General features: G+C 65.7%; 30 protein-coding genes, 1 tRNA gene and 1 other RNA gene. 22 read left to right on the plus strand and 10 right to left on the minus strand.

All coding sequences use genetic code 11. The annotated features are described in order from the left end of the window. The 11 genes from L1080_RS06805 to L1080_RS06855 all read left to right on the plus strand — a co-directional run bounded on the left by L1080_RS06805 (position 1) and on the right by L1080_RS06855 (position 8124). Complete coding sequence (locus L1080_RS06805; protein ID WP_159927580.1) at positions 1-855, plus strand: DMT family transporter; 855 nt, start codon at positions 1-3, stop codon at positions 853-855. A gap of 92 nt (positions 856-947) precedes the next feature. Further along, positions 948-1319: a transfer-messenger RNA gene (ssrA, locus tag L1080_RS06810) on the plus strand. Positions 1320-1385: 66 nt separating this feature from the next. Next, a complete protein-coding gene (locus L1080_RS06815; protein WP_159925991.1) occupies positions 1386-1751 on the plus strand; it encodes a fluoride efflux transporter FluC in 366 nt (121 codons plus the stop codon). After that, the gene (gene crcB, locus L1080_RS06820) at positions 1748-2092 is read left to right on the plus strand and encodes a fluoride efflux transporter CrcB (protein ID WP_159925993.1); all 345 of its coding nucleotides are present in this window, start codon (positions 1748-1750) and stop codon (positions 2090-2092) included. Before L1080_RS06815 ends, crcB begins: the two co-directional genes overlap by 4 nt. 74 nt (positions 2093-2166) lie before the next feature. Beyond that, positions 2167-3798 (plus strand): phosphoglucomutase (alpha-D-glucose-1,6-bisphosphate-dependent), encoded by a 1632-nt coding sequence (pgm, locus tag L1080_RS06825; RefSeq protein ID WP_159925995.1) that lies wholly within the window; start codon positions 2167-2169, stop codon positions 3796-3798. A gap of 66 nt (positions 3799-3864) precedes the next feature. Next, entirely contained in the window at positions 3865-5091 is a 1227-nt protein-coding gene (locus tag L1080_RS06830) for an MFS transporter (protein WP_159925997.1), read from the plus strand. A gap of 26 nt (positions 5092-5117) precedes the next feature. Beyond that, positions 5118-5606, plus strand: a complete 489-nt coding sequence (locus L1080_RS06835) for a MauE/DoxX family redox-associated membrane protein (protein ID WP_159925999.1) — start codon at positions 5118-5120, stop codon at positions 5604-5606. A 41-nt stretch (positions 5607-5647) separates the two neighbouring features. Then, entirely contained in the window at positions 5648-6379 is a 732-nt protein-coding gene (locus L1080_RS06840; protein ID WP_159926000.1) for a DsbA family protein, read from the plus strand. Positions 6380-6542: 163 nt separating this feature from the next. Continuing rightward, positions 6543-6615: transfer RNA gene (locus L1080_RS06845), tRNA-Ala, on the plus strand. Positions 6616-7594: 979 nt separating this feature from the next. Beyond that, positions 7595-7858 (plus strand): hypothetical protein, encoded by a 264-nt coding sequence (locus L1080_RS06850; protein WP_374432557.1) that lies wholly within the window; start codon positions 7595-7597, stop codon positions 7856-7858. Positions 7859-7917: 59 nt separating this feature from the next. After that, positions 7918-8124 carry a hypothetical protein gene (locus tag L1080_RS06855; RefSeq protein ID WP_159926001.1) on the plus strand — a complete coding sequence of 69 codons (207 nt, stop codon included), beginning with the start codon at positions 7918-7920 and terminating at the stop codon, positions 8122-8124. 242 nt (positions 8125-8366) lie between these two features. Here L1080_RS06855 and L1080_RS06860 read toward each other — a convergent pair whose 3' ends face one another. Next, positions 8367-8732, minus strand: a complete 366-nt coding sequence (locus L1080_RS06860; protein ID WP_250764697.1) for a PAS domain S-box protein — start codon at positions 8730-8732, stop codon at positions 8367-8369. Positions 8733-8889: 157 nt separating this feature from the next. Here L1080_RS06860 and L1080_RS06865 point away from each other — a divergent pair, with 157 nt between their 5' ends. Further along, positions 8890-9375 carry an acyltransferase gene (locus L1080_RS06865; protein ID WP_250764694.1) on the plus strand — a complete coding sequence of 162 codons (486 nt, stop codon included), beginning with the start codon at positions 8890-8892 and terminating at the stop codon, positions 9373-9375. Here the strand turns inward: L1080_RS06865 and L1080_RS06870 are convergent. Beyond that, complete coding sequence (locus L1080_RS06870) at positions 9315-9830, minus strand: MarR family winged helix-turn-helix transcriptional regulator (protein WP_159926004.1); 516 nt, start codon at positions 9828-9830, stop codon at positions 9315-9317. The two genes, L1080_RS06865 and L1080_RS06870, sit on opposite strands and share 61 nt — an antisense overlap. Positions 9831-9904: 74 nt before the next feature. On the opposite strand from L1080_RS06870, the gene L1080_RS06875 reads away from it, so the two are divergent. The 3 genes from L1080_RS06875 (at position 9905) to bluB (ending at position 12516) form a co-directional block, all read left to right on the plus strand. Then, positions 9905-10744: an alpha/beta fold hydrolase gene (locus L1080_RS06875; RefSeq protein WP_250764687.1), complete on the plus strand. Its 840-nt coding sequence runs from the start codon at positions 9905-9907 to the stop codon at positions 10742-10744. 66 nt (positions 10745-10810) lie between these two features. Further along, positions 10811-11860, plus strand: coding sequence for a CobW family GTP-binding protein (locus L1080_RS06880; protein ID WP_250764684.1), 1050 nt, complete (start codon positions 10811-10813; stop codon positions 11858-11860). A 38-nt stretch (positions 11861-11898) separates the two neighbouring features. Further along, entirely contained in the window at positions 11899-12516 is a 618-nt protein-coding gene (gene bluB, locus L1080_RS06885; protein WP_250765125.1) for a 5,6-dimethylbenzimidazole synthase, read from the plus strand. On the opposite strand, the gene L1080_RS06890 is transcribed toward bluB, so the two are convergent. The 4 genes from L1080_RS06890 to L1080_RS06905 all read right to left on the minus strand — a co-directional run bounded on the left by L1080_RS06890 (position 12513) and on the right by L1080_RS06905 (position 16763). Then, positions 12513-13943: a DEAD/DEAH box helicase gene (locus tag L1080_RS06890; protein ID WP_204164770.1), complete on the minus strand. Its 1431-nt coding sequence runs from the start codon at positions 13941-13943 to the stop codon at positions 12513-12515. The genes bluB and L1080_RS06890 overlap by 4 nt on opposite strands. A 261-nt stretch (positions 13944-14204) precedes the next feature. After that, positions 14205-14618 carry a molybdenum cofactor biosynthesis protein MoaE gene (locus L1080_RS06895; RefSeq protein ID WP_250764681.1) on the minus strand — a complete coding sequence of 138 codons (414 nt, stop codon included), beginning with the start codon at positions 14616-14618 and terminating at the stop codon, positions 14205-14207. Further along, entirely contained in the window at positions 14611-15582 is a 972-nt protein-coding gene (gene moaCB / locus L1080_RS06900; RefSeq protein WP_159926011.1) for a bifunctional molybdenum cofactor biosynthesis protein MoaC/MoaB, read from the minus strand. The genes L1080_RS06895 and moaCB overlap by 8 nt, the downstream gene beginning before the upstream one ends. Then, a complete protein-coding gene (locus L1080_RS06905; RefSeq protein WP_250764678.1) occupies positions 15579-16763 on the minus strand; it encodes a molybdopterin molybdotransferase MoeA in 1185 nt (394 codons plus the stop codon). Before L1080_RS06905 ends, moaCB begins: the two co-directional genes overlap by 4 nt. Positions 16764-16861: 98 nt before the next feature. Between L1080_RS06905 and moaA the strand changes: the two genes are divergently transcribed. Together moaA and L1080_RS06915 are read left to right on the plus strand one after the other, a co-directional pair. Then, complete coding sequence (gene moaA, locus L1080_RS06910) at positions 16862-17917, plus strand: GTP 3',8-cyclase MoaA (RefSeq protein WP_250764675.1); 1056 nt, start codon at positions 16862-16864, stop codon at positions 17915-17917. Continuing rightward, entirely contained in the window at positions 17910-18170 is a 261-nt protein-coding gene (locus tag L1080_RS06915; protein WP_250764673.1) for a MoaD/ThiS family protein, read from the plus strand. Before moaA ends, L1080_RS06915 begins: the two co-directional genes overlap by 8 nt. A gap of 26 nt (positions 18171-18196) precedes the next feature. Here the strand turns inward: L1080_RS06915 and L1080_RS06920 are convergent, their stop codons facing one another. After that, positions 18197-18976 carry an SDR family oxidoreductase gene (locus L1080_RS06920; RefSeq protein WP_250764671.1) on the minus strand — a complete coding sequence of 260 codons (780 nt, stop codon included), beginning with the start codon at positions 18974-18976 and terminating at the stop codon, positions 18197-18199. Positions 18977-18980: 4 nt separating this feature from the next. Next, positions 18981-19820: an ammonia-dependent NAD(+) synthetase gene (gene nadE, locus L1080_RS06925; protein ID WP_250764667.1), complete on the minus strand. Its 840-nt coding sequence runs from the start codon at positions 19818-19820 to the stop codon at positions 18981-18983. Between the two features lie 65 nt (positions 19821-19885). Here nadE and L1080_RS06930 point away from each other — a divergent pair, with 65 nt between their 5' ends. Then, positions 19886-20437 (plus strand): nucleosidase, encoded by a 552-nt coding sequence (locus L1080_RS06930; RefSeq protein ID WP_159926021.1) that lies wholly within the window; start codon positions 19886-19888, stop codon positions 20435-20437. A 3-nt stretch (positions 20438-20440) separates the two neighbouring features. On the opposite strand, the gene L1080_RS06935 is transcribed toward L1080_RS06930, so the two are convergent. Continuing rightward, on the minus strand, positions 20441-21040 hold the full coding sequence (locus L1080_RS06935; RefSeq protein ID WP_250764660.1) for a TetR/AcrR family transcriptional regulator: 600 nt from the start codon (positions 21038-21040) through the stop codon (positions 20441-20443). A gap of 99 nt (positions 21041-21139) precedes the next feature. Between L1080_RS06935 and L1080_RS06940 the strand changes: the two genes are divergently transcribed. Continuing rightward, the gene (locus L1080_RS06940) at positions 21140-21703 is read left to right on the plus strand and encodes an NAD(P)H-dependent oxidoreductase (protein WP_159926025.1); all 564 of its coding nucleotides are present in this window, start codon (positions 21140-21142) and stop codon (positions 21701-21703) included. Positions 21704-21725: 22 nt separating this feature from the next. On the opposite strand, the gene L1080_RS06945 is transcribed toward L1080_RS06940, so the two are convergent. Next, positions 21726-22559 carry a siderophore-interacting protein gene (locus tag L1080_RS06945; protein ID WP_159926027.1) on the minus strand — a complete coding sequence of 278 codons (834 nt, stop codon included), beginning with the start codon at positions 22557-22559 and terminating at the stop codon, positions 21726-21728. A 549-nt stretch (positions 22560-23108) separates the two neighbouring features. Here L1080_RS06945 and L1080_RS06950 point away from each other — a divergent pair. The 3 genes from L1080_RS06950 to nrdE all read left to right on the plus strand — a co-directional run bounded on the left by L1080_RS06950 (position 23109) and on the right by nrdE (position 26048). Next, complete coding sequence (locus L1080_RS06950) at positions 23109-23342, plus strand: redoxin NrdH (RefSeq protein ID WP_250765121.1); 234 nt, start codon at positions 23109-23111, stop codon at positions 23340-23342. Between the two features lie 88 nt (positions 23343-23430). Next, on the plus strand, positions 23431-23907 hold the full coding sequence (gene nrdI, locus L1080_RS06955; RefSeq protein WP_159926029.1) for a class Ib ribonucleoside-diphosphate reductase assembly flavoprotein NrdI: 477 nt from the start codon (positions 23431-23433) through the stop codon (positions 23905-23907). Beyond that, entirely contained in the window at positions 23865-26048 is a 2184-nt protein-coding gene (gene nrdE, locus L1080_RS06960; RefSeq protein ID WP_374432525.1) for a class 1b ribonucleoside-diphosphate reductase subunit alpha, read from the plus strand. Before nrdI ends, nrdE begins: the two co-directional genes overlap by 43 nt. Positions 26049-26050 lie beyond the last annotated feature (2 nt).

The following is a 26050-nucleotide window of genomic DNA, read 5'->3' on the forward strand; positions in this document are numbered from 1 at the left end:
CTGCTCGCGCTGGTCGCTGCCATCGGCTACGGCGTGAGCGATTTCGTCGGTGGAGTGGCCTCTCGGCGGGTGGCTGCACTGCGGGTGGTCATCGTCTCGTATCCGCTGTCGCTGGTGATCGTGCTGGTGATCGCGCCGTTCGTGGCGGGCACGTTCACCACCTCGTCCCTGTTGTGGGGCGCGGTCTCCGGCGTGGCCGGCGGTGTCGCCGTGTGGTGGTTCTATCTGGCGCTGGCAGCAGGCCCGATGTCGGTGGTGTCGCCGTTGACTGCCGTCCTGGTGGCGGGCATCCCTGTTCTCGTCGGTCTCGCTTTCGGGGAACGGCCCGGATCGATTGCGTACGCCGGGATTGCTGTCGCGCTCGTCGCCGTCGTGCTGGTCAGCCGAGAGTCGCCCGACGAGACGGCCGGCGAGGTGGCGGGTGGGCGAGTGCTCACGTTCACGAAGTCCGTCGCGTTGCTGACCGTCGGTTCCGGTGTCGCCTTCGCCATCGCGTTCGTGGCGCTGCACCAGATCGGTGCCGAGGGCGGGTTGTGGCCCCTGGCCGTCTCGCGCGCCGCCGCCACAGCCGTGGTGTGGGTGGTGGCGCTGGCGTCCGGTCATTTCCTTCTGCCACACGGAGAGCCGATGAAGCTCGCCGTCTACGTCAGTTTCCTCGATGTCGCGGCCAACGCCGCAATGCTCTACGCATTCCAGGGCGGGTTGCTCTCCCTGGTCAGTGTGATCGGATCGCTGTACCCCGCAGCGACCGTGCTGCTGGCCATGGTGATGCTCGGCGAACGGGTGAGCAAGGTGCAACAGGCCGGAATGCTGCTGGCGCTGGCGGCCGTCGGGATGATCGCCGTCGCCAGTTGAGACCGCCCACACGCCGCTGCAGACAAGTGGGATGAAACCGCGCCGGGTTCGCGTTACACTGGGTGGCCCCCCGAGAGTCGTGGGGGACGTACGGGGCTGAACGGTTTCGACTGCGTACGTTGAGGTAGGGGAAGCGTGTCGGTGCAGGCAAGAGACCACCGTAAGCGTCGCTGCAAACATATAAGCGCCGATTCCAATCAGCGCGACTACGCACTCGCTGCCTAAGTAGCGACTGCGTGTCTGTCAGTCCGGGTTCGCCCTCGGCCCGGGTACTGGCATCAGCTAGAGGGCTTTACCGTTCGGCTCGGTCGCGGAGCCGAACGGGACAACTCACAGCGACTGGGATCGTCATCCTGGCTTGTTTGCGAGACTGGGAGATCCAAGTAGAGGCATAGCAAACTGCACACGGAGAAGCCCTAGCTTTGCTGCGTAGGACCCGGGTTCAATTCCCGGCAGCTCCACCCCGATTCCGGGCCGGACACCACACCAGGTGTCCGGCCCGAATCGTGTCCGCGAGGGAAGGAACGCCGGTGCCCGTGTCGAAATCCGTCCTCGTGGTCGCCGCGGGAGGAGCGTTCGGAGCCACCGTCCGGTTCATACTGGCCCAGCAGTGGCCAGGTATCTGGACCATTCTGGCCATCAACGTCGTCGGTTCGTTGCTGCTCGGGTACCTCGCCGAGATGCTCGGGCCGGACCGACCGTTGCGGCTGTTCCTCGGGGTCGGTGTCCTCGGCGGATTCACCACGTTCTCGACCTTTGCCGTCGATGCCGTGGGGGAGGATGCCGGACGCGCCGCGCTGTATGTGACGGCCACTCTGCTGCCTGCCCTCCTGGCGGCACGACTGGGCATGCTCGTCGGCCACCGCCATCGCCGGGCTCGTGGAGCGCTCGTATGACCCTGCTCCTCGTTGCCCTCGGTGGCGGACTCGGATCCGCCGCCCGCTACCTCGCTGCGCGCTATGTGGTGCCGTACCGCAGTTTTCCCGTCGCCACGTTCGTGGTGAACATCAGCGGTTGCCTGATCCTCGGAATGGTGTCGGGCGCAGCGATGTCTGCGCAGCTGTTCGCGTTGTTCGGCACCGGTTTCTGCGGTGGTCTCACCACCTATTCCACCTTCGCGGTCGAGTCGGTCGGGCTCGCGCGTATCCGGCGCACCGCGACCTCGCTCCTTTACGTGGTTGCCAGCGTCGGAGCCGGATTGGGCGCCGCCTGGCTCGGCTTCCGATGGACGTATTGATCGCGGACTGTGCCGCGAGGGTGCAGGATGGGACCGATAGTCGAGTACGGCATCGTCGATGTGGAGGAGGTCTCGTGGCGCACGACAGGGCGGGTCAGGTGGCACTGCCGGAGGATCTGGTGGACATTGCGCATCTGGTCACTGCGTACTACAGCCGTGTGCCCGATCCCGAAAATCCCTTGCAGCAGGTGCTGTTCGGGACTTCCGGGCATCGCGGATCGAGCCTCGACTCGGCGTTCAACGAGGCCCACATCCTCGCCACGACGCAGGCCATCGTCGAATACCGGGCGTCGCAGGGTATCGACGGTCCGCTGTTCCTGGGTCGCGATACGCACGCGCTGTCCGAACCCGCCTGGATGTCGGCACTCGAGGTGCTGGCCGCCAATGACGTGACGGTGCTCATCGATTCACGGGACCGCTACACGCCGACCCCCGCGGTCAGCCACGCCATCCTGCGGTACAACAGCAGCCGTCCCGAGTCCGTGGCGGACGGGATCGTGGTGACGCCCTCGCACAATCCGCCGCGCGACGGCGGATTCAAGTACAACCCACCACACGGGGGTCCCGCTGGTTCCGAGGCGACAACGATCATCGCCGACCGCGCGAACGACTTACTGCGCCGCGATCTGTCGGGAGTCAAGCGCGCGTCTGCGGAGCGGGCCATCCAGCGCGCCGAGCGATACGACTTCCTCCGCTTCTACGTCGACGACCTACCGAGCGTGCTCGACCTCGATGCCATTCGCCGCGAGGGAGTGCGGATCGGAGCCGATCCGCTCGGCGGTGCGAGTGTCGACTACTGGGGTGCCATCGCCGACACGCATCATCTCGATCTCGAAGTCGTGAACCCGCTCGTGGACCCCACCTGGCGGTTCATGACTCTCGACACCGACGGCAAGATTCGCATGGACTGCTCGTCCCCGGATGCCATGGCGTCCCTGATCGGAGCACGGGACCGCTTCGACATCGCCACGGGCAACGATGCCGACGCGGACCGGCACGGAATCGTCACTCCCGACGGCGGACTGATGAACCCCAACCACTATCTCGCCGTAGCCATCGACTACCTGTTCGCCCACCGGCCGGGGTGGGGTCCGGCGGTTCGGGTGGGCAAGACACTCGTCAGTTCGTCGATGATCGACCGGGTGGTCGACAGCCTGGGCCGCGACCTACTCGAGGTCCCGGTGGGTTTCAAGTGGTTCGTCCCCGGACTTCTCGAGGGATCACTCGGATTCGGCGGGGAGGAGAGCGCGGGGGCGTCGTTCCTGCGACACGACGGCCGGGTGTGGAGCACCGACAAGGACGGCATCATCCTCGCGCTGCTCGCCTCGGAAATCACGGCGGTCACCGGTAAGACACCATCGGTTCGTTACGGGGAGCTGGCAGAGAAGTTCGGCAGTCCGGCGTATGCCCGTATCGATGCGCCCGCGACGCGGGAGCAGAAAGCAGTCCTGGCCAAGCTGTCGCCGGAACAGGTGACGGCAACCGAACTCGCGGGGGAGCCCATCACCGCGACCCTGACGACTGCTCCGGGAAACGGGGCACCGCTCGGCGGGTTGAAGGTCACCACGGCCAACGCGTGGTTCGCGGCCCGGCCGTCGGGGACCGAGGACGTGTACAAGATCTACGCCGAATCGTTCGAAGGTCCCGAGCATCTCGCACAGGTGCAGGCGGCCGCCAAGGAACTGGTGGCCGACGCACTGCGGTAACCCCGCGCCGAGGCGACCCGGGGTGAGTGTCTCCGTGTCGGCGGCTGCACATAGCATCGATTCCCGATGAACACTCGTGAAGCTGGGCCGCTCTCCGGGACCAAACCCCGACTTCCCTCGGAAATCTGGGTGCTGGTGTCGGCCAGCTTCGTCATCGCATTGGGTTTCGGCATCGTCGCGCCGGCGCTGCCGCAGTTCGCGCGTAGCTTCGACGTCAGCGTGACGGCCGCGACGGTCGTGATCTCGTCCTTCGCCTTCATGCGGCTGGTGTTCGCCCCGCTCAGTGGGCGGCTGGTGCAGAAGTTGGGGGAGCGACCGGTCTACATCACCGGTCTGTTGATCGTTGCGGCGTCCACGGCGGCCTGCGCGGTGGCAGGTGACTACTGGCAGCTGTTGATCTTCCGCGCACTGGGCGGGATCGGCTCGACGATGTTCACCGTGTCCGCAATGGGTCTCGTCATCCGGATCGCACCGGTCGACAGTCGCGGCCGGGTATCCGGGTTGTATGCCACCAGTTTCCTGCTGGGCTCGATCAGCGGACCGCTCGTCGGCGGGCTTCTCGTCGGATTCGGTCTGCGTGTCCCGTTCGTCATCTACGCCATCGCGCTCGTGATCGCAGCCGCAGTCGTTTTCATCAGCCTCAAGGGATCGCATCTCACCGCACCGGACGCCACCGCTGCGGGGGCCGCCATGACCTTGCGAGAGGCCCTGAGGTCGTCCGTGTACCGCGCCGCGCTCGGATCCAACTTCGCCTTCGGTGGGGTCATCTTCGGCGTACGGGTCGCGATGGTCCCGCTGTTCGTCGTCGAGGCGCTCCACCGCGAGGAAGCGCTCGCCGGAATCGCACTCGCCGTGTTCGCCGTCGGCAACGCGCTGGTTCTCATCGTGTCGGGAAGGCTTTCCGACACCTACGGCAGGAAGCTCTTCGTCGTGCTCGGCCTCCTGGTGTGCGGGGCGAGCACCGTCGGCATGGGACTCAGCGAGGATCTCGTCGTTTTCCTCGTGCTCTCCGGTGTCGCGGGTATCGGTTCCGGCATCATGAGTCCCGCCCAGCAGGCGGCCGTGGCGGACGTCGTAGGTGCGAAGTCGCGTGGCGGGCCTGTCCTCGCCACGTTCCAAATGGTGGCCGACGTGGGCGGCGTTCTCGGTCCGGTCGGCGCCGGTCTACTCGCCCAGCACCTGTCCTACGCGGTCTCCTTTGCCGTTACGGGTGGTGTGATGCTCGTCGCCGCAGCAGGCTGGTTGCTGGTGCCGAACAAGCCGGCCCCGAAGGTGTCGGTCGAAGCGCTCTGACCGGCGACGTCTGTACTCTCGTTTCGGTGTGGATCAGGATCGTCTCCCTCGTCGCCCGCGTGTCCCTCGCCGCCGTCTGGCTCGTCTCCGGCGCGCTCAAGGTGGCAGATCCCGCACAGACGATCATCGCGGTTCGCGCCTACCAACTGCTCCCGGAAGACCTCGTCCGTCCCGTTGCCAACGCCCTACCGTTCTTCGAAATCGCCCTCGGCCTACTGCTTCTGATCGGGCTCGGGGTCCGGGCCACGGCGGTGGTGTCGGCGGCCCTGCTGCTCGTCCTCGTCGGCGTCATCATTTCGGTGTGGGCGCGTGGCCTGTCCATCGACTGCGGTTGTTTCGGCGGTGGAGGAGCGGCCGACGTCGATGGCTGGGACTACACCAAGGAAATCCTGCGGGACATCGGATTCCTCGCGCTGGCGGCCTGGTTGATCGTGTTCCCCCGTACTCCGTTCGCGCTGGGGCTCGCATCGCGGGCGCCTTTCTCAGTGGCCCCTCAGCCGACGATGGCAGAGTAAGCACCTGGTAAATCGATCCGACATCGAAGGACTGCATCCACGTGAGCTCGAAGAACAAGTACACCCCGCAGCCGGAGTCCAGCCGGTCCACCTACATCCTCGGTGGGCTCGCCGTACTCGTCATCGCAGCCCTCGTGATAGGCGGCGTGATCTGGCAGAACAACCGAAGCAAGCCGCGCAACGACGGTTACGGGGGAGTGCAGAACTCCGAGGTCCGGGTGTCGGTCGAAGACAACGGCGTGGTGCTCCTCGGCCGTCCCGACGCAGCCACCACGATCGATCTGTTCGAGGACCCGATGTGTCCCTACTGCGCCGAGTTGGAGAACAAGAACGGACAGGAACTGGCCAAGGCCGTCGACGACGGGAAAGTGGCTGTCCGCTACCACATTCTGAACTTCCTCAACCGGTTGTCGGCCAGCGGTGACTACTCCACGCGCGCTGTCGCGGCGTCACAGTGCGTTGCGGCGACCGGTGACGCGTCGGCGTACTCGGACTTCCACGCTGCCTTGTTCGCGCCCGAGAACCAACCGGCGGAGAACGGCGATTCCGACCACTCCAACGAGGAACTGGCGCAGATGGCCCGCGACGCCGGAGCGTCCGACGAGGCCGCGCAGTGCATCACCACCGGGGCGAAGGTCGACCAGGCTGCGATCGACGCGGAGGCCGGCCGTCAAGCTCTGAGCGCGAGCGGTGCAACGGGCACCCCGGCAGTGGTTCAGGACGGCACCGTCATCGACGCGCTTTCCAACGAGAACTGGGTGTCCCAGCTGTAGGCGGCTCCGCCGCCCGTGCGCCTTTCTGGTTGTCCCGGCAACCACAAAGGCGCACGGGCGCGAAGCGCCTCTGAGCAGGCGATTTGTTGGCCAGGTCGACGATGGTGTAACTTTCTTCGAGCACGCGGAAGTCATTCCTGGTGCGAGAGAAAGAACTGAATACGGGGCTATGGCGCAGCTGGTAGCGCACCACACTGGCAGTGTGGGGGTCAGGGGTTCGAGTCCCCTTAGCTCCACCCACTGAGAAGTCCCCCACCATGCAGCGCATGGTGGGGGACTTCTTCATGAGCGTGACCACATGCCTTTCCCGTGGCCTTCGTCCGCTGTTGCCGGTCGGGGCAGTCGAACCTGGCCGGCGACTAGCCCGTTGCCTTCCCGGGCAGCAGAAGCTGTTGTTCGACGGCGGCGACGACGGCGCATCCCGGGCAGAGAGTCGTGCCGTCCGTGACCCAGCCGTTCAACCGGGCTGTGCAGCGGGCAGCGGTTCGACTGTCAGCCAGGGCGCGGTACGTGTGGTCACAGTGGTCACAATGGAAGTCCCATGCGCGGGGGCGCGGGGGAACAGTTCCACCGCTCATGTCACGCTCCGATCACCCCACACGACGCGTTCCCACCAGCTGCTCAGTGGACTCGGATCCGGCCAGCGCACACACTCTTCGGTATGCGCTGTTCGATGGTCGCGTCGGTCTTTCACGTCGGATGATCCGTGCTTGCGGTACCGCACAGCTGTGCACCTCCCCATTACCCGGCGTGCCCGCCACGGCGACGGACACGGATGCCTGTGCATCTCGGAAATTAGCACTCACATCGGTCGCGTGCCAGCGCTACCGATCGGTAACGACAAAGTAACCAGTATGGGCAGTCTGTGAACTGCCGCTGTGAACCTCTTCTGAATTGGCACTCAATGTAGGAGAGTGCTAAATTCTTGATGCACAGTGATGCGGCGTCCGACCAGGTGGCAGGCGCTTGTGGACCGAACCCGGAGGATGGATTGCTGTGCTTCCCTTCGGGCCCGGTCCGCAGTCCCGCTCGGTCGCCGACGCTTAGCTGAGGGCAGTCGCGGTCGGATCACGCGCAACGGTGAGCCGCTGAGTCGATCGCGCGCCCCGTCACTGTCCCCGTACGTCTGCACGGAGAGGATTTACCGCAACCATGACCACGACTACGTCACCGTCTCCCTCGTCCGATCGCCGGCGCGGCCACCTGCCATGGCTGATGACGTCGACGCGGCCTCTCGGCGCCTACTGCAGCGACGTCTCGGTGATGCTCGGCGCGCTGTCGATTGTGATGTTCTGGATGTTCGGCTTCGGAATTCTCCTCGGCGCCGGAGCCATAGCGACGGGCATCGTCGCATCTCGTAATCCGTCGGTCGAGGCGGACGAGTCGACATCCCTGGAGGCTCTGATCGGCATACTCACCGGTGCCTTCGGAATCGCGGTCGGAATCGTCTTTCTCGCTGCCGCCCTGCCCCACATGTGAAGTAGTAGCTACGTCAGCGATCTCGGGTCGGCACGTTGTCGCAGTGGGACACTGGCGGTATGACTTTCACCGTGACGCATCGGTCGTTCGACCAACTGGCAGAGTTCGCCGTCACCGACTTCAGCGGCGACGACACCTACAGCATCCATGACAGTGGTGCGCTCGTCATCGTCCGCGAAGACCGGGAACTGGTCTATGCGCCGGGAAGTTGGTTCCTGGTGGAGCGCGCCGATGGCAGTGCGGGGGCTCCGGGCAACTACATGTGAATAGAACATACGTTCGATGAACGTGTAGATTCGGCTCTGTGACGCGCCGGACCGAGTTCGCCCCACGGCGATGCCCCAACGGGCACCTGCTCGGTGCCAACACCTGCCTTGTCGGGTGGGAAGTGTGCGACTGCGGCACGTCGAAGAACGGCGGGCACCGCACGCATTTCTGCCGGCGGTGTGGTGTCACGATCCGCACACCGCCTTGTCGCAGTCGGCCGACCTGTCACGGTCGGTAGATGTCAGAGTTTCTGCTTGACGGAACGCGGGTCGCCCCAGATGGTGTCGGATTGATCCTGGAGAACCAGAACGATCAACGTCTCATCGCCCACGTCAAAGGCGGACACTGCGACGTGAACCCAGAGCCAATGGTCATTGCGGTGACGGATACGCAGGTGTGCCGTCGCGCTTGCCCTCTCACCGCCCAGCGAGCGGGCGAGCATCTCGCTCCACAGGTCGCTGTCGTCGGGATGGAAGAGTTGTTCGTGCCGGAGACTGTCGAACTCGTGGATGCCGGCGCCGATCAGAGCGGCGCAGGCCGAGTTGCGGAAGATGACCTGGCGGTTCTTGTCGTGGACGCTGATCGCATGCGGGATTGATTCGAGCATGGCAGCGAATCCTTCGCTATCGAGTTGTGCCACTCGGCCCCCTTGGGTCTCGGGAACATCATCGGGCTCGGTGTCGGATCCGTTACCGAGTCGCATTCGTGCCGACCGAGCAGACGACCATCCAGCGCGGGGCGCGATCACTGGCTAGGGTTGGCGGGTGCGCTTCCTCACGATCGTCCAATCGTCCGCATTTGTGCCGATCTGGCTGCGGATTCTCTTGTTGCTGGCTGCCGGGGCGAAAGTGTGGGGTGCTGGAATCTACTCAGGATGCTATTTCGGCAGCAAAGATGTCAGTCTGGGTCTCGGTACCTTCATCAACCGCGGCGTGCTGTTCGATGGCACCGCCTCCATCACCCTCGGCCGGCAAGTGGCGGTCGGTCACCGCGTCCAGTTCATTACCAGCACACATCGGCTGGGTCCGGTGTCGGGGCGGTGCGGGGCGGCGGTAGACCTTCCCATCGTGGTCGGTGACGGCTGCTGGATCGGCGCAGGGGCCATCATCCTGCCCGGAGTGACGGTCGGCGAAGGTTGTGTCGTCGGTGCAGGAGCGGTAGTCACCCGCGACTGCGCGCCGAACGGACTCTACGTCGGCTCACCCGCGCGACGCGTCCGCGATCTCGACACCGAGTCTTCGCTCGGCTGAACGGCCCCTTGCCGTTCGACGGCGACAGCGGCGTTCATGCCGTCGAGAAATCGTGAAATAGTCTGTCGGTCTGAAGGTTCGAACCCTTCGAGGATGGTTGTCGTCCGGTCGATGAGCGGGCCGAAGAAGGTTTCACCGAGGTTCATCGCTGTGGCAGTGACCGTGATTCGGGAGCGGCGCCGGTCCTCGGCGTCCGGCGTGCGACGGACGAGCCCGGCCTTCTCCATGCGGTCGAGAAGTGCAGTGACGGATGCCGAATTGATCCCGAGGCGGTCGCCGAGCCAACCCGGGGTTGCAGCGATATCTGCGCGACCGGCGTCCAGGATGCTGATAAGTGCCCGGAGATCGGTGGTGTGCAGTCCGTGCAGCTGGGCGAACTCGGCGCCGAGCAGATTCAGCTCCACCGCGAGAGCGCGCAGCTTGTGCACTGTCTGCGCGCTTTCGTCGAGATTCACGAGACCTGAATGTACTGCCGGAGCGCGGCCGAGGAGATAATATCTCGATCATCGAGATAAATGGAGGAGGCGTTGTGGCGAAACTCGATGACTTCTATCGCGCCTACGACGTCCTGCTGGGCAGCTGGCCGGTGGCGGCTACACCGGTCGACGTGCCGACGGCCTACGGCATCACTCGTGTGAACGTGTGCGGTCCCGAATCGGGCGCACCACTGCTTCTCCTGCCCGGAGGCGGAGCGACTTCCACGGTCTGGGCGGCCAACGTCGAGGTCCTGGCGCGTCGCCATCGTGTCTATGCCGTCGACATCATGCAGGACGCCGGGCGGAGCGTAAGCGATGGCACCCCGTTGCGCAGCACGAGCGACTTGTTCACCTGGCTCGATGAGGTACTGGATGGATTAGGTCTGGAATCGACCGCACTCGTCGGACATTCCTACGGGGCGATGATCGCCCTCGGATACACGTCGAGCGGACGCGGAAACGTCGACAGTGTGGTGCTGCTCGACCCGACATCGTGTTTTGCGGGACTGAGCACCCGCTACCTGCTTCGGGCCGCACCGCTGCTGCTTCGTCCCACTGCGGAGCGTCAACGCGCGCTGATCCGCTGGGAGACAGGTGGCGTCGGCCTGGACGACCGATGGCTCGAGGTGGCCGCCCTCGGGGCGGTTGCCTTCGCCGGCGCGAAGGTCGTGGTTCCGCGCCGTCCGAAGCCTGCCGCATTCGCCCGGATGACCGTCCCGACCACCGTGCTGCTGGCAGGAAGTAGCCGCGCGCACGACGCGGCGGCGGTGGCGGCCACGATCCGGCGCAGGCTTCCCTCGGCGAGGGTCACGACAATCGAGGGAGCCACTCACCACACGATGCCGATGGTGCCTGCCGCCATCGGCGCGGCGATAGTCGGCGCGGTGAGCTGAGATCGTTCGGCCGGGCGCTACCATGGGCGCCCGGTGGCTCAGCGAAATCCATGGAGGTCGGGGCAGTTGGCGAAGAAGCGGATTCCGGTGGTCATCGTCGCTGGATTCCTCGGTTCCGGTAAGACCACCCTGCTCAATCATGTGCTGCGCAATAATCGCGGTGTCCGGGTGGGTGTCATCGTCAACGACTTCGGAGCCGTGAACATCGATTCGATGATGGTGGCCGGGCAGGTCGATTCGATGGTGTCTCTGAGCAACGGGTGCATGTGCTGCGCCGTCGACGTCAGCGACATGGACGACATGCTCGATCGTCTGGCGAATCCCTCTTCGCAGATCGATGTGGTGATCGTCGAGGCCAGCGGGCTTGCCGAGCCGCGCAACATGATTCGGCTCGTGCTCGGCAGCAGGAATCCGCACGTCGTGTACGGGGGGCTGGTGGTGATGGTCGACGGTGAGCAGTTCGAGGAAACGTCCGCCCGGCATCCTGATCTCGGGAAGCACGTGACCCTGGCCGACCTCGTCGTACTCAACAAGACCGACCGGATCGACGAACCACGACTCGGTGCGGTGAAGCAGCTGGTCCGCGACTACAACGATCGTGCCCCGATTCTCGCGACCGCGCACGGGCGCATCGAGCCCACTCTGCTCTTCGATCAGGAACCGGGACGTGATCCGGCCCCCGGCGAACAGCTCACGCTCGATCGGCTGTTGCTGGATCAGCACGAGCACTGCGACGAGGGTTGTGGCGGTCACGACCACCTGCATTCGTCCTACGAGTCAGTCGATTTCACGTCGGCCGATCCGATCGATCCACGGCGGCTGGTCGATTTCCTCGAAAGCAGGCCCGTCGGCATCTATCGCATCAAGGGATTCGTGCACTTCGCGGTACCAGGGCAGTCGCGCAAGTTCGAGGTGCAGACGGTGGGGCCACACATCCGGTTCACCTCCACGCGCTGGGAATCGGGGGAGGAACGCACGACGCAATTGGTACTCATCGGTGCGGACATCGAACCGGAGAAGGTGCGCGCGGGCCTCGAGGACTGCATCGTGGCCGAGGGCGAAGATGTCGACCCCGGCGCGATGCTGGGGGTGCACCGCTATACCGTGACGGCGTGACCGAGCCCGCGTCTAGCACGCCGTCGTATCCCGAACCGATGCTGTCCGTGTATGAGGCGATCCGCCGCCGACGGGACGTGCGAGCGGAGTTCACGGGGGAGCCGGTACCGGAGGAGGTTCTGAACCGCATCCTGGGGGCAGCGCACAGCGCCCCGAGCGTCGGCAACACGCAGCCGTGGGATTTTGTTGTCGTGCGCAGGCCGAAGACTCTCGACGTGTTCGCCGAGCACGTCGCCGATGCCCGCAGAAGGTTCGCCGAATCGCTACCCGACGATCGCAGGACGACGTTCGATCCGATCAAGATCGAAGGAATACGTGAGAGCGGCATGGGCGTCGTCGTCACCTATGACCGCAGTCGCGGCGGCGAGCACATTCTCGGCAGGCACACGGTCGACGACACCGGCTTGTTCTCAGCCGTGCTGGCGATTCAGAATCTGTGGCTCGCGGCCGCCGCCGAGAACATCGGAGTGGGCTGGGTGTCCTTTTACGACGAGCCCTACCTCACCGAATTGCTGGGGATTCCCGAGCCGGTGCGTCCCATCGCCTGGTTGTGTGTGGGACACGTCGCCGAGTTCCAGCAGGTACCCGACCTCGAGCGCTTCGGGTGGCGGGGGCGCCGGCCATTGGCCGACGCCATCCACCTCGACGAGTTCTAGCCTTGACGGCGGCGTGACGCGCCGGCCGACGCGGTACGAGTTCCGCCGCCCGTGGACGACGCCGCCCGTGGCCTGCCCGCAGCGCCGGAACGGGAGCGACGAGCGCCGCCGCCCTGACCGTGGGCGCGTCCGCCCTGGCCGCCTCGTCCACCCTGACCGCCTTGGCCACCGCCGGGCCGCTGAGTGCGTCCGCCGGTGCTGGACACCGGCGTGGCCTTCGGCGCCGGCGTCACATGCGGTGCGAGGTCACCGACGAGCTCGAGAACGTGCGCGGAGTCCGCGGTGCTGCGGACGGGAGTGACCTTGATCGCTGCCTTCCGCATGAGGATGGACAGATCCTTGCGCTGCTCGGGCAGTACGACGGTGACGACGTCGCCGGCGCTGCCTGCGCGCGCGGTTCTGCCCGAACGGTGCAGGTAAGCCTTGTGCTCGGCGGGCGGATCGACGTGCACCACCAGTTCCACATCGTCGACGTGGACGCCTCGCGCCGCCACGTCGGTGGCCACCAGCACGCGCGCCTCACCGGCCGAGAACGAGGCCAGGTTGCGGTCGCGGGCGGCCTGCGACAGATTGCCGTGCAGATCCACCGACGGGATCCCCGCTTCGGTGAGCTGACGCGCCAGCTTCCGCGCCTGATGCTTGGTGCGCATGAACAGGATTCGGCGTCCGGTGCCCGACGCCAGCTTCTCGACCAGCTTGCGCTTGGTCTCGGGGCTGTCGACGTCGAATACATGGTGCGTCATGGCCGCGACGGGTGAGTTCGCCTCGTCGACCGAGTGCAGGACCTCGTTCTTCAGGAACCGCTTGACGAGCTTGTCGACACCGTTGTCCAGCGTGGCGGAGAACAGCAGTCGCTGGCCCTGCTGCGGCGTGGCGGAGAGGATGCGCGTGACGACGGGCAGAAAGCCGAGGTCGGCCATGTGGTCGGCCTCGTCGAGCACGGTGATCTCGACGGCGTCGAGGCTCACGAACCTTTGCTTCATCAGGTCTTCGAGGCGTCCGGGGCATGCGACGACGATGTCGACACCTGCCTTGAGCGCCGACACCTGGCGGTTCTGGGAGACGCCACCGAAGATGGTGGTGACCTTCAGGTCGTACGCCTGCGCCAGCGGTTCGAGTGTGGCGGTGATCTGGGTGGCCAGCTCGCGGGTGGGGGCCAGGATCAGACCGACGGGGTGGCCGGGCCGACGCTTTCCGCCCGACAGTTCACCCGCGAGGCGGGACACCATCGGGATGGAGAAGGCGAGCGTCTTACCGCTGCCCGTCTTGCCCCGGCCGAGCACGTCGCGGCCCGACAGCGTGTCGGGGAGGGTGTCGACCTGGATGGGGAAGGGCGCGGTGATGCCCTGCGAGGAGAGCACCCGCACCAGCGGTTCGCGGACGCCGAGAGCGGCGAAGGTGGTGTCGGGTGTCGTCGTGTCAGACAAGTGTCAGAGCCTTTCGGGCACAGGGTTGTGCCCGGAGGGCCGACACGGAAAAGCGATCCCGTCGGAGCTCGAGCACAGGTTGGCGGCGTTGCCGGTCGGCAAGCTTCTTCGCCGTAAGAAGAGCGGATGCACACGCGTGTGCACACCCAACAGGATTCGGACGTTCCCGAACTGAATGCGTTCTACGACGCTGGGTGACCGTCATGGTCACCTAGTGCCGCCGAGTCTACCCGGTGATGCGACGCCGGTCCGACTCAGGACTCACAGTCCCACCCATTCGGACGCGCCGTCGGCGAAATGCTGCCGCTTCCAGATGGGTACCTCGTGCTTGATCCGTTCGACGAGTTCGGCGCAGGCCGCGAACGCCTCGGCCCGGTGCGGTGCCGCCACCGCAGCCACGAGCGCCAGGTCCCCGACGGTCAGCGCACCCACCCGGTGGATCGCGGCAACAGGCAGTCCCGTCGACGACGCAACCTCCTCGCAACACGTGCGGAGAAAGCGCTCGGCATCGGGGTGTGCCTGATACTCGAGTGCCGAAACGGATTGTCCGGCATCGTGATTACGTACCACCCCGGTGAAAACCACTACTGCGCCGTGTTCCGGTCCCGCCACGGCCGCATCGACAACGGCCGCGTCCAGGGGCAGGTCCGAAATCTGGGCAAGAATGTCACTCATCGTGCATACCTCCACCGGCGATCTGTGCGAGAAGGTGATCGACGATGGGGTCGAGCACCGCAAGTCCATCCTTCACTCCGCCCGGTGAACCCGGCAGATTCACGATCACTGTGCCATTCGACACACCGGCGAGGCCCCGGCTCAGTGACGCATGCGGCGTCACTGTCGTTCCCCGATTGCGGATGGCATCCGCGACGCCGGGCAGTTCGCGGTCGAGTACGGCCCGGGTGGCTTCGGGAGTGGCGTCGGTGGGGGAGACACCCGTCCCGCCGGTGGTGATGACCAGTGCGGGGCTACCGGACAGCGCGTCGGCGAGGCCGGCCGCGATCTCGGCGTCGGCGTAGACCAGGGGGCCGCGCGTTCGGAACCCGCGTTCGTCGAGCCAGGCGGTGATGGCCGGACCGGTCGTGTCTTCCCGCGTGCCCGCGGCGCCGCCTGTGGAGGCGACCAGGACCGCGGCGGTGCGCCCTCTCGGTGATGCGGAGTCGGTTGCCGGCTCCCGGGTCCAGTGCCCGCGCTTGCCGCCGTCCTTCGTGAGCAAGCGGACACCGTCCAGGGTGGCAGCGGGATCGACGGCCTTCACCATGTCGTGCAGAGTCAGCCCGGCCACGGCCACCGCGGTCAGTGCCTCCATTTCGACGCCGGTCGGCCCTTTCGTCTTCGCTGTCGCCTCGATCGTGATGGCATCGTCGGCGAATCCGAACTCCACCTTGACCGACGAGAGCGCAAGCTGATGGCACAACGGAATGAGCTCGGACGTCTTCTTCGCACCCGAGATACCCGCAATCCGGGCAGTCGCGAGTACATCTGCCTTGGGGAGATCGTCGGCTCGGACGAGCGCAATGACTTCGGGGGTCGTGACGAGTCGTCCTGCCGCCACGGCAGTCCGGGTGGTATCGGCTTTCGCGCTCACATCGACCATACGTGCACGACCCTCGCCGTCGAGGTGCGTCAAATCGCTCACAGGGGAATCACCTTCACGAGTTGGCCGGCGTCGAGTGCGGTGACATCGGCGGGAACATCGACGAGGACATCCGCCCACGCCATCGCTGCGACAAGATGTGAGCCTGGACCGGCGACGAGTTCTACCCCGGTGTCGGTGCGGCGGGCGCGGAGGAACTGCCGCTTGCCCCGGACGGAGGTGAGCGGCGCCGCGAGTGGCCCCTCCACGGCTTCCGTGGGAGGAAGGCCCGCTGCGCGGCGAATGTCCGGACGGGCGAAGATCTCGAAGGAGACGAGGGTACTCACCGGATTGCCCGGGAAATTCAATACCGGGACGCCGTTGACCACGGCTGTCCCCTGCGGCCCGCCCGGCTGCATGGCCACGTGAGCGAACTGCGCGCCCAGCGGGGACAGCGTTTCCTTCACCACCTCGAAGTCGCCCATCGATACACCGCCGGACGTCAGCACCACATCGGCGGTGAGGACCGCCTCGGCGAGCAGGGTGCGGAACTCGGCGGGGTCGTCGGTGCTACGGGCGATGGAGACCACCTCTGCACCGTTGGCTCGTGCACTCGACGCCAGTGCGATGCCGTTCGAATCGTAGATCTGGCCGGGACGCAGTGCGCTTCCCGCGTCGACGAGCTCGGCGCCGGTGGTGATCACCGCGACACGCGGCCGCGGGCGTACCGATACGCGCTGCAGCCCGACAGCGGCGAGCACGGCGATGTGACGGGCAGCGAGAAGGCTGCCCGCGGCGAGGAGAAGGGTTCCCGCCCGGACGTCGCTGCCACGTTCGCGCACGAATTCCCCGGCAGAGCGGGGTTTTTCAATTCGCACCTCGCCATCCGAGGTGACTGTGTCCTCGACGGGGACGATCGCGTCTGCGCCCGGCGGAACCGGTGCTCCGGTCATGATTCGGTAGGCCGTGCCGGGAAGGTGCGTGACGGGTTCGGCCGGCCCGGCCGCGATCACCCCGCGCACGGGCAGCATCACGGGGACCGTCGTGATGGATGCGGCGTCGACGGCGTAGCCGTCCATTTGGGAGTTCCGGAACAGGGGCAGATCGACGGGTGAATGGACGTCGGCGGCGAGGGCGCGTCCCAGCGCCTCACCGAGTGGAATCTCCTCGCCGGGGCGCGTATGGAGCGGTGCGAGAAGTTCGGCGACGTGCTGAGCATGCTGCTCCACCGTCCGCGTGGTCACGACGTTCCTCCGGCCATGGTTACCAATCCTATGCACGGCGGTGCGGCACGGATCACCGCCTCACGGCATACTGGACCAATGCGGGGAAAGGCAACGCGATGACAATGGTGGAGATGGGTATTCCCACCGTGCGGTCGGCCGTCTCGCTCGCGGGCCGCCCCGACGTGGGGGATCTCGTCGACAGATTCGGTCGGGTAGCGCGCGACCTTCGGGTGTCGATCACCGAGAAATGCTCGTTGCGCTGCACCTATTGCATGCCGGAGGAGGGCCTGCCTGCCATCCCGGCGCACAATCTGCTCACGGCTGAGGAAATCGTCCGGTTGGTGGGTATCGCGGTGCATCAGCTCGGGGTCCGGGAGGTCCGGTTCACCGGGGGCGAGCCGCTGATGCGCGCCGACCTCGAAGCCATGATCGCCGGGTGCGCCGAACGGGTTCCGGGTGTGCCGCTGTCGATGACCACCAACGCAGTCGGGCTCGAACACCGGGCTGCTGCACTCGCCCGCGCCGGCCTCACCCGCGTCAACGTCTCCCTCGACTCGATCGACAGGAAGCACTTCGCCAGGCTCACGCGACGCGATCGGTTGCCGTCGGTGATCGCCGGGATCCGGGCCGCGGCCGATGCAGGCCTCGCGCCGCTCAAAGTGAACGCAGTTCTGATGCCCGAGACACTGGCGGGGGCGGCGGATCTCCTCGAATGGTGCCTGACCGAAGGGATTGCGCTCCGCTTCATCGAGGAGATGCCCCTCGACGCGGACCACGAGTGGGCACGTGAGCAGATGGTGTCCGCCGACCGGTTGCTGTCGGTTCTGGGTGAGCGGTTCACCCTCGTCGAACACGGCAGGGAGGACGCGTCCGCACCGGCGGAGGAGTGGTTGGTGAACGGTGGTCCGGCCACCGTGGGGATCATCGCGTCGGTCACCCGCTCGTTCTGCTCCGACTGCGACCGAACCCGTCTGACCGCCGAGGGAACGGTACGGTCGTGCCTGTTCAGTGACCAGGAGGTCGACCTGCGGGGGGCACTGCGTTCCGGTGCCGGCGACGAGGACCTGGCCCAGTTGTGGCGTGGCGCGATGTGGAACAAGTGGGCGGGACACGGAATCAATGCGGACGGATTCGCGCCGCCGCAGCGCAGTATGGGAGCTATCGGTGGTTGACACGGTGACAGGCATTTCGGTGCGGTATTTCGCGGCGGCCGCCGACGCCGCCGGTTGTACGAAGGAAACCCTCGATCTGCCGACGGACGCCCCACTCGATCAGGTGAAGACCGCCCTCGTCGCCAAGTACGGAGCCGACATGGAGCGGGTGCTGTCGGTGGCGGCCTTCCTCGTCGATTCAGAGCTCACGCGCGACCTCACGCGCACCGCCGGACACCAGGTGGACGTCCTGCCGCCGTTCGCGGGAGGCTAGAGGATTTACAGCACTCCGGGAGCCGCTCAGGCCATCGTCGTGTCGGCCAGCCACCGGTCGAAGGTGATCGACCCGAACTCTTTTCCCGGAGCCAGGTTGTGCCCTGCCCTCAGGAAGGAACCCAGTGCTCCCGGCAGGGGCACATCGACGACGAGTCCGTGCGTCCCCGTGGCCTTCTTCCATGCCACAACGAGGTCACGGGCCGTGCGGACTTCCGGGCCGCCGATGGTGATGAGATTTTCGGCCGCCGGCTCGGTCGCCAGGGCGGCGTCCGCAAGCGCCCGCGCGACATCGCGGGTGTCGATCGACTGGAATCGCGTTCTCGTGAACGCCGGAATCACCCCGACATGGCTCGGCGGCTTCGCGACCATGGGAATGAAGTCGTGAAACTGGGTGGCGCGCACGACGACTGTGTCGAGCGGCGAGCTCTCGTAGACCCGTTCCTGCCGTCGCTTGGCCTGATAGTAGGCGAACTCGCCGCGGTCGACGTTCACGATGGACAGCAGCACCGCGCGTCGCACACCCGCACCGTCCGCTGTCGCCAGCAGATTGGTGGCGCCCTCGTCCAGCACGGCCCGAGTGCGGCGGGTCTTGCCGTCGGTCGTGTCCACCACCACGTCGACCCCGTCCAGCGCCTCTGCGAGCCCCTCGCCCGTCACCAAGTCGCCGTGGACATGGACGATCTCGGTGCCCGGCGCACCACCGTGCCGGGTGAGGACACGGACCGAGTGCCCGCGGGCAAGCAACTCCTTGACCAGTTGCCTGCCCGCCGTACCGGTACCGCCCGCGACCAGAGCCAGGGTCACCGGATCACCGCCACCAGGTGTCGAGAGGCGTGACGGGAACCGTGCGCTTGTGACGCGTGTTCAGGTACATGGTCTCGAGCTTCTCGGCGACCTCCGGGGAAACGTCCTTGCCCTCGAGGTAGTCGTCGATCTGCGTGTACGTCAGACCGAGCGCCTCCTCGTCGGGGAGCGCCGGGCGGTCGTCCTCGAGATCGGCGGTGGGCACCTTCTTCCAGGTGGTCTCCGGTGCCCCCAGTTCGCGGAGCAGGGCGCCGCCCTGACGCTTGGAGAGGCCGGTCAGGGGAGTGAGGTCCACGCCACCGTCGCCGTACTTGGTGAAGAACCCGGTAATGGCTTCAGCTGCATGGTCGGTACCGAGTACGAGGTAGCCGAGTTGCCCCGCGATCGAGTACTGGATGACCATGCGCTCTCGGGCCTTGATGTTTCCGCGGACGAAGTCGCGCAGTTCGCCGCCGTCGCCGAGGATGTCCCGCAGGGCTGAGGCCGATTCCTTGGCAGTGGAGTCGGCGCCGGGTTTGACGTTGACCGACACCGACCGGTCGGGCTGGATGAACTTCAGCGCGATCTGTGCGTCCGACTCGTCCGCCTGGGTGCCGTAGGGAAGACGGACAGCGACGAACTCGGCCTCGTGTCCCTCATCGCGAAGTTCGCTCGCCGCGAGTTGAGCGAGACGCCCGACGAGAGTGCTGTCCTGGCCGCCGCTGATGCCCAGGACGAAGCCCTTCGCGGGTGTCGACAGGAGGTACTCCTTCAGGAACTGGACGCGGGTGCGAATTTCTTTCGCCGCGTCGATGGTGGGCTGGGCACCGAGTTCCTCGAGTATCTGCGCACGTAGATTCGCCATGCCAGAAACTGTAGCGAGTGGGCACGTGGGACGCAGGGTGGGGAAGGCCCGGTACGGTTCCGCGCATGAGCAGATCGGACATCCTCGTCGTCAGCGCTACCAAGGCGGAGGCTGTGCACGTCCCACCGGAGTTCGACGTGCTGATCACGGGCATCGGCAAGGTGAGCGCCGCGGTGGCCGTCGCGAAGGCGCTCGGCGACTATCCGTCGTCGCAGAGACCGCTGGTGGTCAACATCGGCACCGCGGGGGCCCTGCACGAACACCACAGTGGCCTTTTCACGCCGTCGACCGTGCTCAACCACGACATCAGCGGCGACGCCATCCGGGCCTTGGGACACGAGGTCGCGGACCGGCTCGAGATGCCGGAGGGGGACGGCTCGGTGCTGGCAACCGGGGACGTCTTCGTATCCGACGCGGGGGTGCGCGACGTGCTCGCGGAGCGGGCCGATCTCGTCGACATGGAAGGTTTCGCCGTCGCCTACGCGTGCGCACAGGTCGGTGCACAATGCCGCCTCGTCAAGCACGTGAGCGATACGGCCGACGACTCGGCGCTCGACTGGCCGGCGCGCATCGACGCAAGCGCCAGGGAATTGGCGCTGTGGCTGCGCACCCTGTGACCGTCAGGCGCGGGTGACACGCCTGACGAGATCCTCCCAGGCAGCCTCGAGGCGCTCGGTCGACATCCCGAGGTCGCGGATCTCGTGCAGGACGAGCGTCGCCTCGAGGGGTGCGAGGAGCGAGCACGCCAGCAGTTCGTGATCTCCTTCGACGCCCGCCTCGCGGAGCAGCGACACGACGTGCGTCACCGACACCGCGCGAGCCGGCGCAGCGAAACGAGTGCCCGGAGAATTCTCCGCGGCCCGCCGGACCTCGCCCTCGACCTCGACGGTGGCGATGCGCGCCCGGCCGTAGGCGATGAGCCGTTCGACCGGATCGGCGCCCGGCCCCAGCGGTGGGGGTCCGAACATGAACGCCTGCTGGAGTTCGCGCTCGGAATGGTCGAGGAGGGCGAGCATGAGTCCCGATCGGCTTCCGAACCGGCGGAACACTGTGCCCTTGCCCACACCAGCCCTGCAGGCGACGGCGTCCATCGTCACCGCGTCGACGCCCCGCTCGGACACCAAGAGGGCCGCAGCATCGAGCAGTAGCCGCCGATTACGTGCGGCATCACACCGTTCGGGCGGTTCGACCCCGATCTGGGGAAGGAGGAGGCGGGTCACGGCGCCAATCCTACCGCGCGGGGAATGTAAGTGGACCATGGTCCGTTTAGCTGATATACCTGTTTCGAGTCGCCCACCGCACCATCGAAGGAAATTGACATGTCGAAGACCAACATTCTCGTACTCGTCGGCAGCCTGCGCGCCGCGTCGGTCAACCGCCAGCTCGCCGAGACGGCAGTCTCGGTTGCTCCGGCAGGGACCGACGTCACCGTGTTCGAAGGGCTCGGTGAGGTGCCCTTCTACAATGAGGACATCGACGTCGCAGGTTCCCTCCCCGCCGTCGAGGCGTTGCGTGACGCCGCCGGCCGCGCCGATGCGCTACTGATCCTCACCCCCGAGTACAACGGCACGATTCCCGCCGTGCTCAAGAACGCCATCGACTGGATCTCCCGTCCGTACGGAACCGGCGCCGTCAAGGACAAGCCGGTCGCCGTCATCAGCGCGTCCCCCAGCGGCAACGGTGCGCAGTGGGCCCATGAAGACACCCGCAAGGCAGTCCGTATCGCCGGCGGCAAGGTGCTCGAGGACGTCACGCTCGCCATCGGCGGCACGATCGACAAGTTCGGTGACCGCCACCCGCGGGAGAACGCCGAGGTCGCACAGCAGGTCGCCGATGTCGTGACCAGCCTCGTGGACGCCACCAAGCAGCTCGTCGACGCTTGAGTCGCTCGCGGGACCGCCGTCGCTACAGCCCTGATCTCTCGAGGGCTGCGTCGACGGCGTCCCGCACCGCGTCGAAGTCTTCACCGGCCGCCAGGGCAGAGTCCCTGGCGGCTTCTATCTGCTCACGGACCGTCTCGTACCGCGCGACCCAATCCTCCTTGTTTGGGCGCCAATAACCCATGACGTCATATCTATTCGCCGGCCAGCCCAATTCGTGGCGCAGGCGGCGGCGTACGTCTCGGGATGTACGCGCTTCGCCCGCAAACCACACGTATCCCGGCTCGGAGGGTCGCGGCCAGGAGCGTGCAGCCTCCGCCAGCCTGCTGGGTCCGGTGCCGTTGCCGCTGCCGTGCAACCAGGTGACCGTCACGTCGGCCTCGGTGGTGAAGTGCTGCCGATCCTCGGCGGCCGTAATCTCGGCGATCACGTGCACGTGCGCAGAACCGGGCAATTCCTCCACGATCCGGCCGACGGCAGGTAAACCGGTCATGTCGGCGACGAGAAGTTGCCATGCCGTATCGCTGGGCGGTGAATACCAACCGGCGGCGGCCGAGAACCCCAGAACATCGCCGGGCGACGCCTGTAGCGCCCACCGAATCGCAGCGCCGCCCGCGTGGACGGCGAAATCGATGTCCATCTCGCAGGCCGACGGGTCCCAGCGGCGGACGGTGAAGCTCCTCTGCTCCTCGCCACCGGGCGGAAAGGCGAGCAATACGCGCTCGTCGGGCACGCCACTCGACTCGAACTCCGTCAGATCACCACCAGACAGGGTGATCCTCAGCATGTTCGGCGTCACCCGCTCCGTGTGGACGACGGGCGCCCAGCGGTCGGGTTGCTCGGAGGAGTGCACGGGCATCCGGTCACGGTACCGGGAGCCAGGCAGTTACCGGCCGGCAAGCGGCGGTGGAGGCGGGGCGCCGGGTGCACGCGGCGGCGGGGGGAGTCGGGTCTCGGCCGAAGGTCGGCGTCCGCCGAGCGGGTCGAGTGGGTCGAGTGGAATCCGGTTGAAATGAGGGCCGCTACAGTCCACTGCTCGGGGTGCGCTGGGGAATGCTGGAGCCTGCTCACAGGTGACGTAGGCTCCTCGAGCCTCGGGTGTACGAACCTTGCCGGCGGGAGCGTTCCGAGGCTCGCCGAAAAGTGATGCGCGACACGCCGACGGGACGACGAAATTTGCCGTCCAGCAGAAGTCGACCAGGGAATTTCATCGATGTGACTCACAACATCTCGGGTTAAGTGTTTCTGTCGGCCACTAGGTGTAGTGTCTTGAGCACTGAGAGACCACTACGGGAATCGGCTCGGTGAACCCCTCCGCTGGGGTGACCGTCCTCTCGATCAGGGGAGATCTCGGGTGCTGAACACACACTTCGTCAGCTCCATTTTCGGCAGTGGAAAGAGGGACTTCATGAGCATCACCGTCTACACCAAGCCCGCTTGCGTTCAGTGCAATGCCACCTACCGGGCCCTCGACAAGGAGGGTATCGACTACGCCGTCGTCGACATCACCGAAGACGCCGAAGCCCGGGACTACGTGATGGCGCTGGGATACCTGCAGGCGCCCGTGGTCGTAGCCGGTGACGACCACTGGTCGGGCTTCCGGCCCGACCGGATCAAGACCCTCTCGGCAAACGCTGCTTGAAGCGACACGATCGCACCCTCCGCGAGCGAGAGCGAACCGATTCCGGAGCAGCACTGACCGACAGTTCCACTCGAGATGGTGAGTACCGATGACTTCGCTGGTGTACTTCTCCAGCGCCTCGGAGAACACGCACCGATTCGTTCAGCGGCTCGGGGTGCCTGCGACGCGCATACCCATCCACGACCGCGACGGCACCTTCGAGGTGCACGAGCCCTACGTCTTGATCCTCCCCACGTACGGCGGCGGGACCACGGCGATGGGCAGGGACACCAGTTACGTTCCGAAGCCCGTCATCCGATTTCTCAACAATCCACACAACAGGTCGCTGATCCGAGCAGTGATCGCGGCGGGAAACACCAATTTCGGTGAGTCCTATTGCTTTGCAGGAAACATCATTTCTCAGAAGTGTCACGTTCCCTACCTCTACCGCTTCGAACTCATGGGCACAGCCGAGGACGTCGAACGGGTGAAGGTCGGTCTGGGTGAATTCTGGGAACACTTAGACGACAAGGAGCAGGAGCTGTGGCGCCGACCATCACAGACACCATCGATGCGGGGAGCGTAGAGCGTGACGCGCGCGGTGGGGACTCGACGAACGGTCTCGACTACCACGCGCTCAACGCGATGCTCAACTTGTACGGGCCGAACGGCGAGATCCAGTTCGACAAGGATGTCGCCGCGGCCCGCCAGTACTTCCTGCAGCATGTCAACCAGAACACGGTGTTCTTCCACAACCTCGACGAGAAGCTCGATTATCTCGTCGAGGAGAATTACTACGAGCCGGAGGTGCTCGACCAGTACTCGCGTACCTTCGTGAAGTTCCTGATCGACCACGCGTATTCCAAGAAGTTCCGCTTCCCGACCTTCCTGGGCGCCTTCAAGTACTACACCTCGTACACGCTCAAGACGTTCGACGGAAAGCGCTACCTCGAGCGGTTCGAGGACCGAGTGTGCATGGTGGCGCTCACCCTTGCAGCAGGCGACGAGGACCTGGCCACCAAGCTGGTCGACGAGATCATCGCCGGACGCTTCCAGCCCGCCACCCCCACGTTCCTCAACTCCGGCAAGAAGCAGCGCGGTGAACCCGTCTCCTGCTTCCTCCTCCGCATCGAGGACAACATGGAGTCGATCGGCCGCTCCATCAACTCCGCCCTGCAGCTGTCCAAGCGCGGCGGCGGAGTCGCATTGCTGCTCACCAATGTTCGTGAACACGGCGCCCCGATCAAGCGAATCGAGAACCAGAGCTCGGGTGTCATCCCCATCATGAAGCTCCTCGAAGACTCCTTCTCCTACGCCAACCAGCTCGGGGCGCGTCAGGGTGCGGGCGCGGTGTACCTGCACGCCCACCATCCGGACATCTACCGGTTCCTCGACACCAAGCGTGAGAACGCCGACGAGAAGATCCGCATCAAGACGCTGTCCCTCGGCGTGGTCATCCCGGACATCACCTTCGAGCTGGCGAAGAAGAACGAGGACATGTATTTGTTCTCGCCGTACGACGTCGAACGCATCTACGGCGTTCCGTTCGCGGACATCAACGTCACCGAGAAGTACTACGAAATGGTCGACGACAAGCGGATCCGGAAGTCGAAGATCAAGGCGCGCGAGTTCTTCCAGACCATCGCCGAGCTGCAGTTCGAGTCGGGCTACCCCTACATCATGTTCGAGGACACGGTGAACCGGGCCAACCCCATCGAGGGCAAGATCACGCACTCCAACCTGTGCTCCGAAATCCTGCAGGTGTCGACGCCGTCGCTGTTCAACGACGACCTCTCGTACAGCAAGGTGGGCAAGGACATCTCCTGCAACCTGGGGTCGCTGAACATTGCCAAGACGATGGACTCGCCGGACTTCGCGCGGACCATCGAGGTGGCGATTCGCGGACTGACCGCGGTGTCCGATCAGACGCACATCTACTCGGTGCCGTCGATCGAGGAGGGCAACAACGACTCTCACGCCATCGGGCTCGGCCAGATGAACCTGCACGGGTACCTGGCGCGCGAGCGGATCTACTACGGCTCCGACGAGGGCGTCGACTTCACGAACATCTACTTCTACACCGTGGTGTTCCATGCGCTGCAGGCGTCCAACCGGATTGCCATCGAGCGGGGAACGTACTTCAAGGGCTTCCCGCAGTCGCAGTACGCGTCCGGCGAGTACTTCGACAAGTACACCGATCAGGTGTGGGAGCCGAAGACGGACAAGGTGCGTCAACTCTTCGCCGACTCCGGTGTGCACATCCCCACCCAGGACGACTGGCGTGAGCTGAAGGCGTCCGTGCAGAAGCACGGCATCTACAACCAGAACCTCCAGGCCGTCCCGCCCACCGGGTCGATCTCCTACATCAACTACTCCACCAGCTCCATTCACCCGGTGGCGTCGAAAATCGAGATCCGCAAGGAAGGCAAGATCGGCCGCGTCTACTACCCGGCGCCGTACCTGACCAACGACAACCTGGAGTACTACCAGGACGCGTACGAAATCGGCTACGAGAAGATCATCGACACCTACGCCGCGGCCACCCAGCACGTGGACCAGGGGTTGTCGCTGACGTTGTTCTTCAAGGACACCGCCACCACCCGCGACATCAACAAGGCGCAGATCTACGCGTGGCGCAAGGGGATCAAGACGCTGTACTACATCCGTCTGCGTCAGATGGCCCTCGAAGGCACCGAGGTCGAAGGTTGCGTTTCCTGCATGCTGTAGGC

Origin of the sequence: Rhodococcus sp. MSC1_016 (assembly GCF_023667485.2) — a bacterium.
GTDB classification, from domain to species: domain Bacteria; phylum Actinomycetota; class Actinomycetes; order Mycobacteriales; family Mycobacteriaceae; genus Rhodococcus_F; species Rhodococcus_F oxybenzonivorans.

Bases quoted from the DNA above. Each gene is read 5' to 3' on its own strand.
- crcB (WP_159925993.1), top strand. From the start codon at position 1,748: ATGACCCTGCTCCTCGTTGCCCTCGGTGGCGGACTCGGATCCGCCGCC.
- L1080_RS06830 (WP_159925997.1), top strand. From the start codon at position 3,865: ATGAACACTCGTGAAGCTGGGCCGCTCTCCGGGACCAAACCCCGACTT.
- L1080_RS06850 (WP_374432557.1), top strand. From the start codon at position 7,595: ATGACGTCGACGCGGCCTCTCGGCGCCTACTGCAGCGACGTCTCGGTG.
- L1080_RS06855 (WP_159926001.1), top strand. From the start codon at position 7,918: ATGACTTTCACCGTGACGCATCGGTCGTTCGACCAACTGGCAGAGTTC.
- L1080_RS06860 (WP_250764697.1), bottom strand. From the start codon at position 8,732: ATGCTCGAATCAATCCCGCATGCGATCAGCGTCCACGACAAGAACCGC.
- bluB (WP_250765125.1), top strand. From the start codon at position 11,899: ATGCTGTCCGTGTATGAGGCGATCCGCCGCCGACGGGACGTGCGAGCG.
- L1080_RS06895 (WP_250764681.1), bottom strand. From the start codon at position 14,618: ATGAGTGACATTCTTGCCCAGATTTCGGACCTGCCCCTGGACGCGGCC.
- moaA (WP_250764675.1), top strand. From the start codon at position 16,862: ATGACAATGGTGGAGATGGGTATTCCCACCGTGCGGTCGGCCGTCTCG.
- nadE (WP_250764667.1), bottom strand. From the start codon at position 19,820: ATGGCGAATCTACGTGCGCAGATACTCGAGGAACTCGGTGCCCAGCCC.
- L1080_RS06930 (WP_159926021.1), top strand. From the start codon at position 19,886: ATGAGCAGATCGGACATCCTCGTCGTCAGCGCTACCAAGGCGGAGGCT.
- L1080_RS06940 (WP_159926025.1), top strand. From the start codon at position 21,140: ATGTCGAAGACCAACATTCTCGTACTCGTCGGCAGCCTGCGCGCCGCG.
- L1080_RS06945 (WP_159926027.1), bottom strand. From the start codon at position 22,559: ATGCCCGTGCACTCCTCCGAGCAACCCGACCGCTGGGCGCCCGTCGTC.
- L1080_RS06950 (WP_250765121.1), top strand. From the start codon at position 23,109: ATGAGCATCACCGTCTACACCAAGCCCGCTTGCGTTCAGTGCAATGCC.
- nrdI (WP_159926029.1), top strand. From the start codon at position 23,431: ATGACTTCGCTGGTGTACTTCTCCAGCGCCTCGGAGAACACGCACCGA.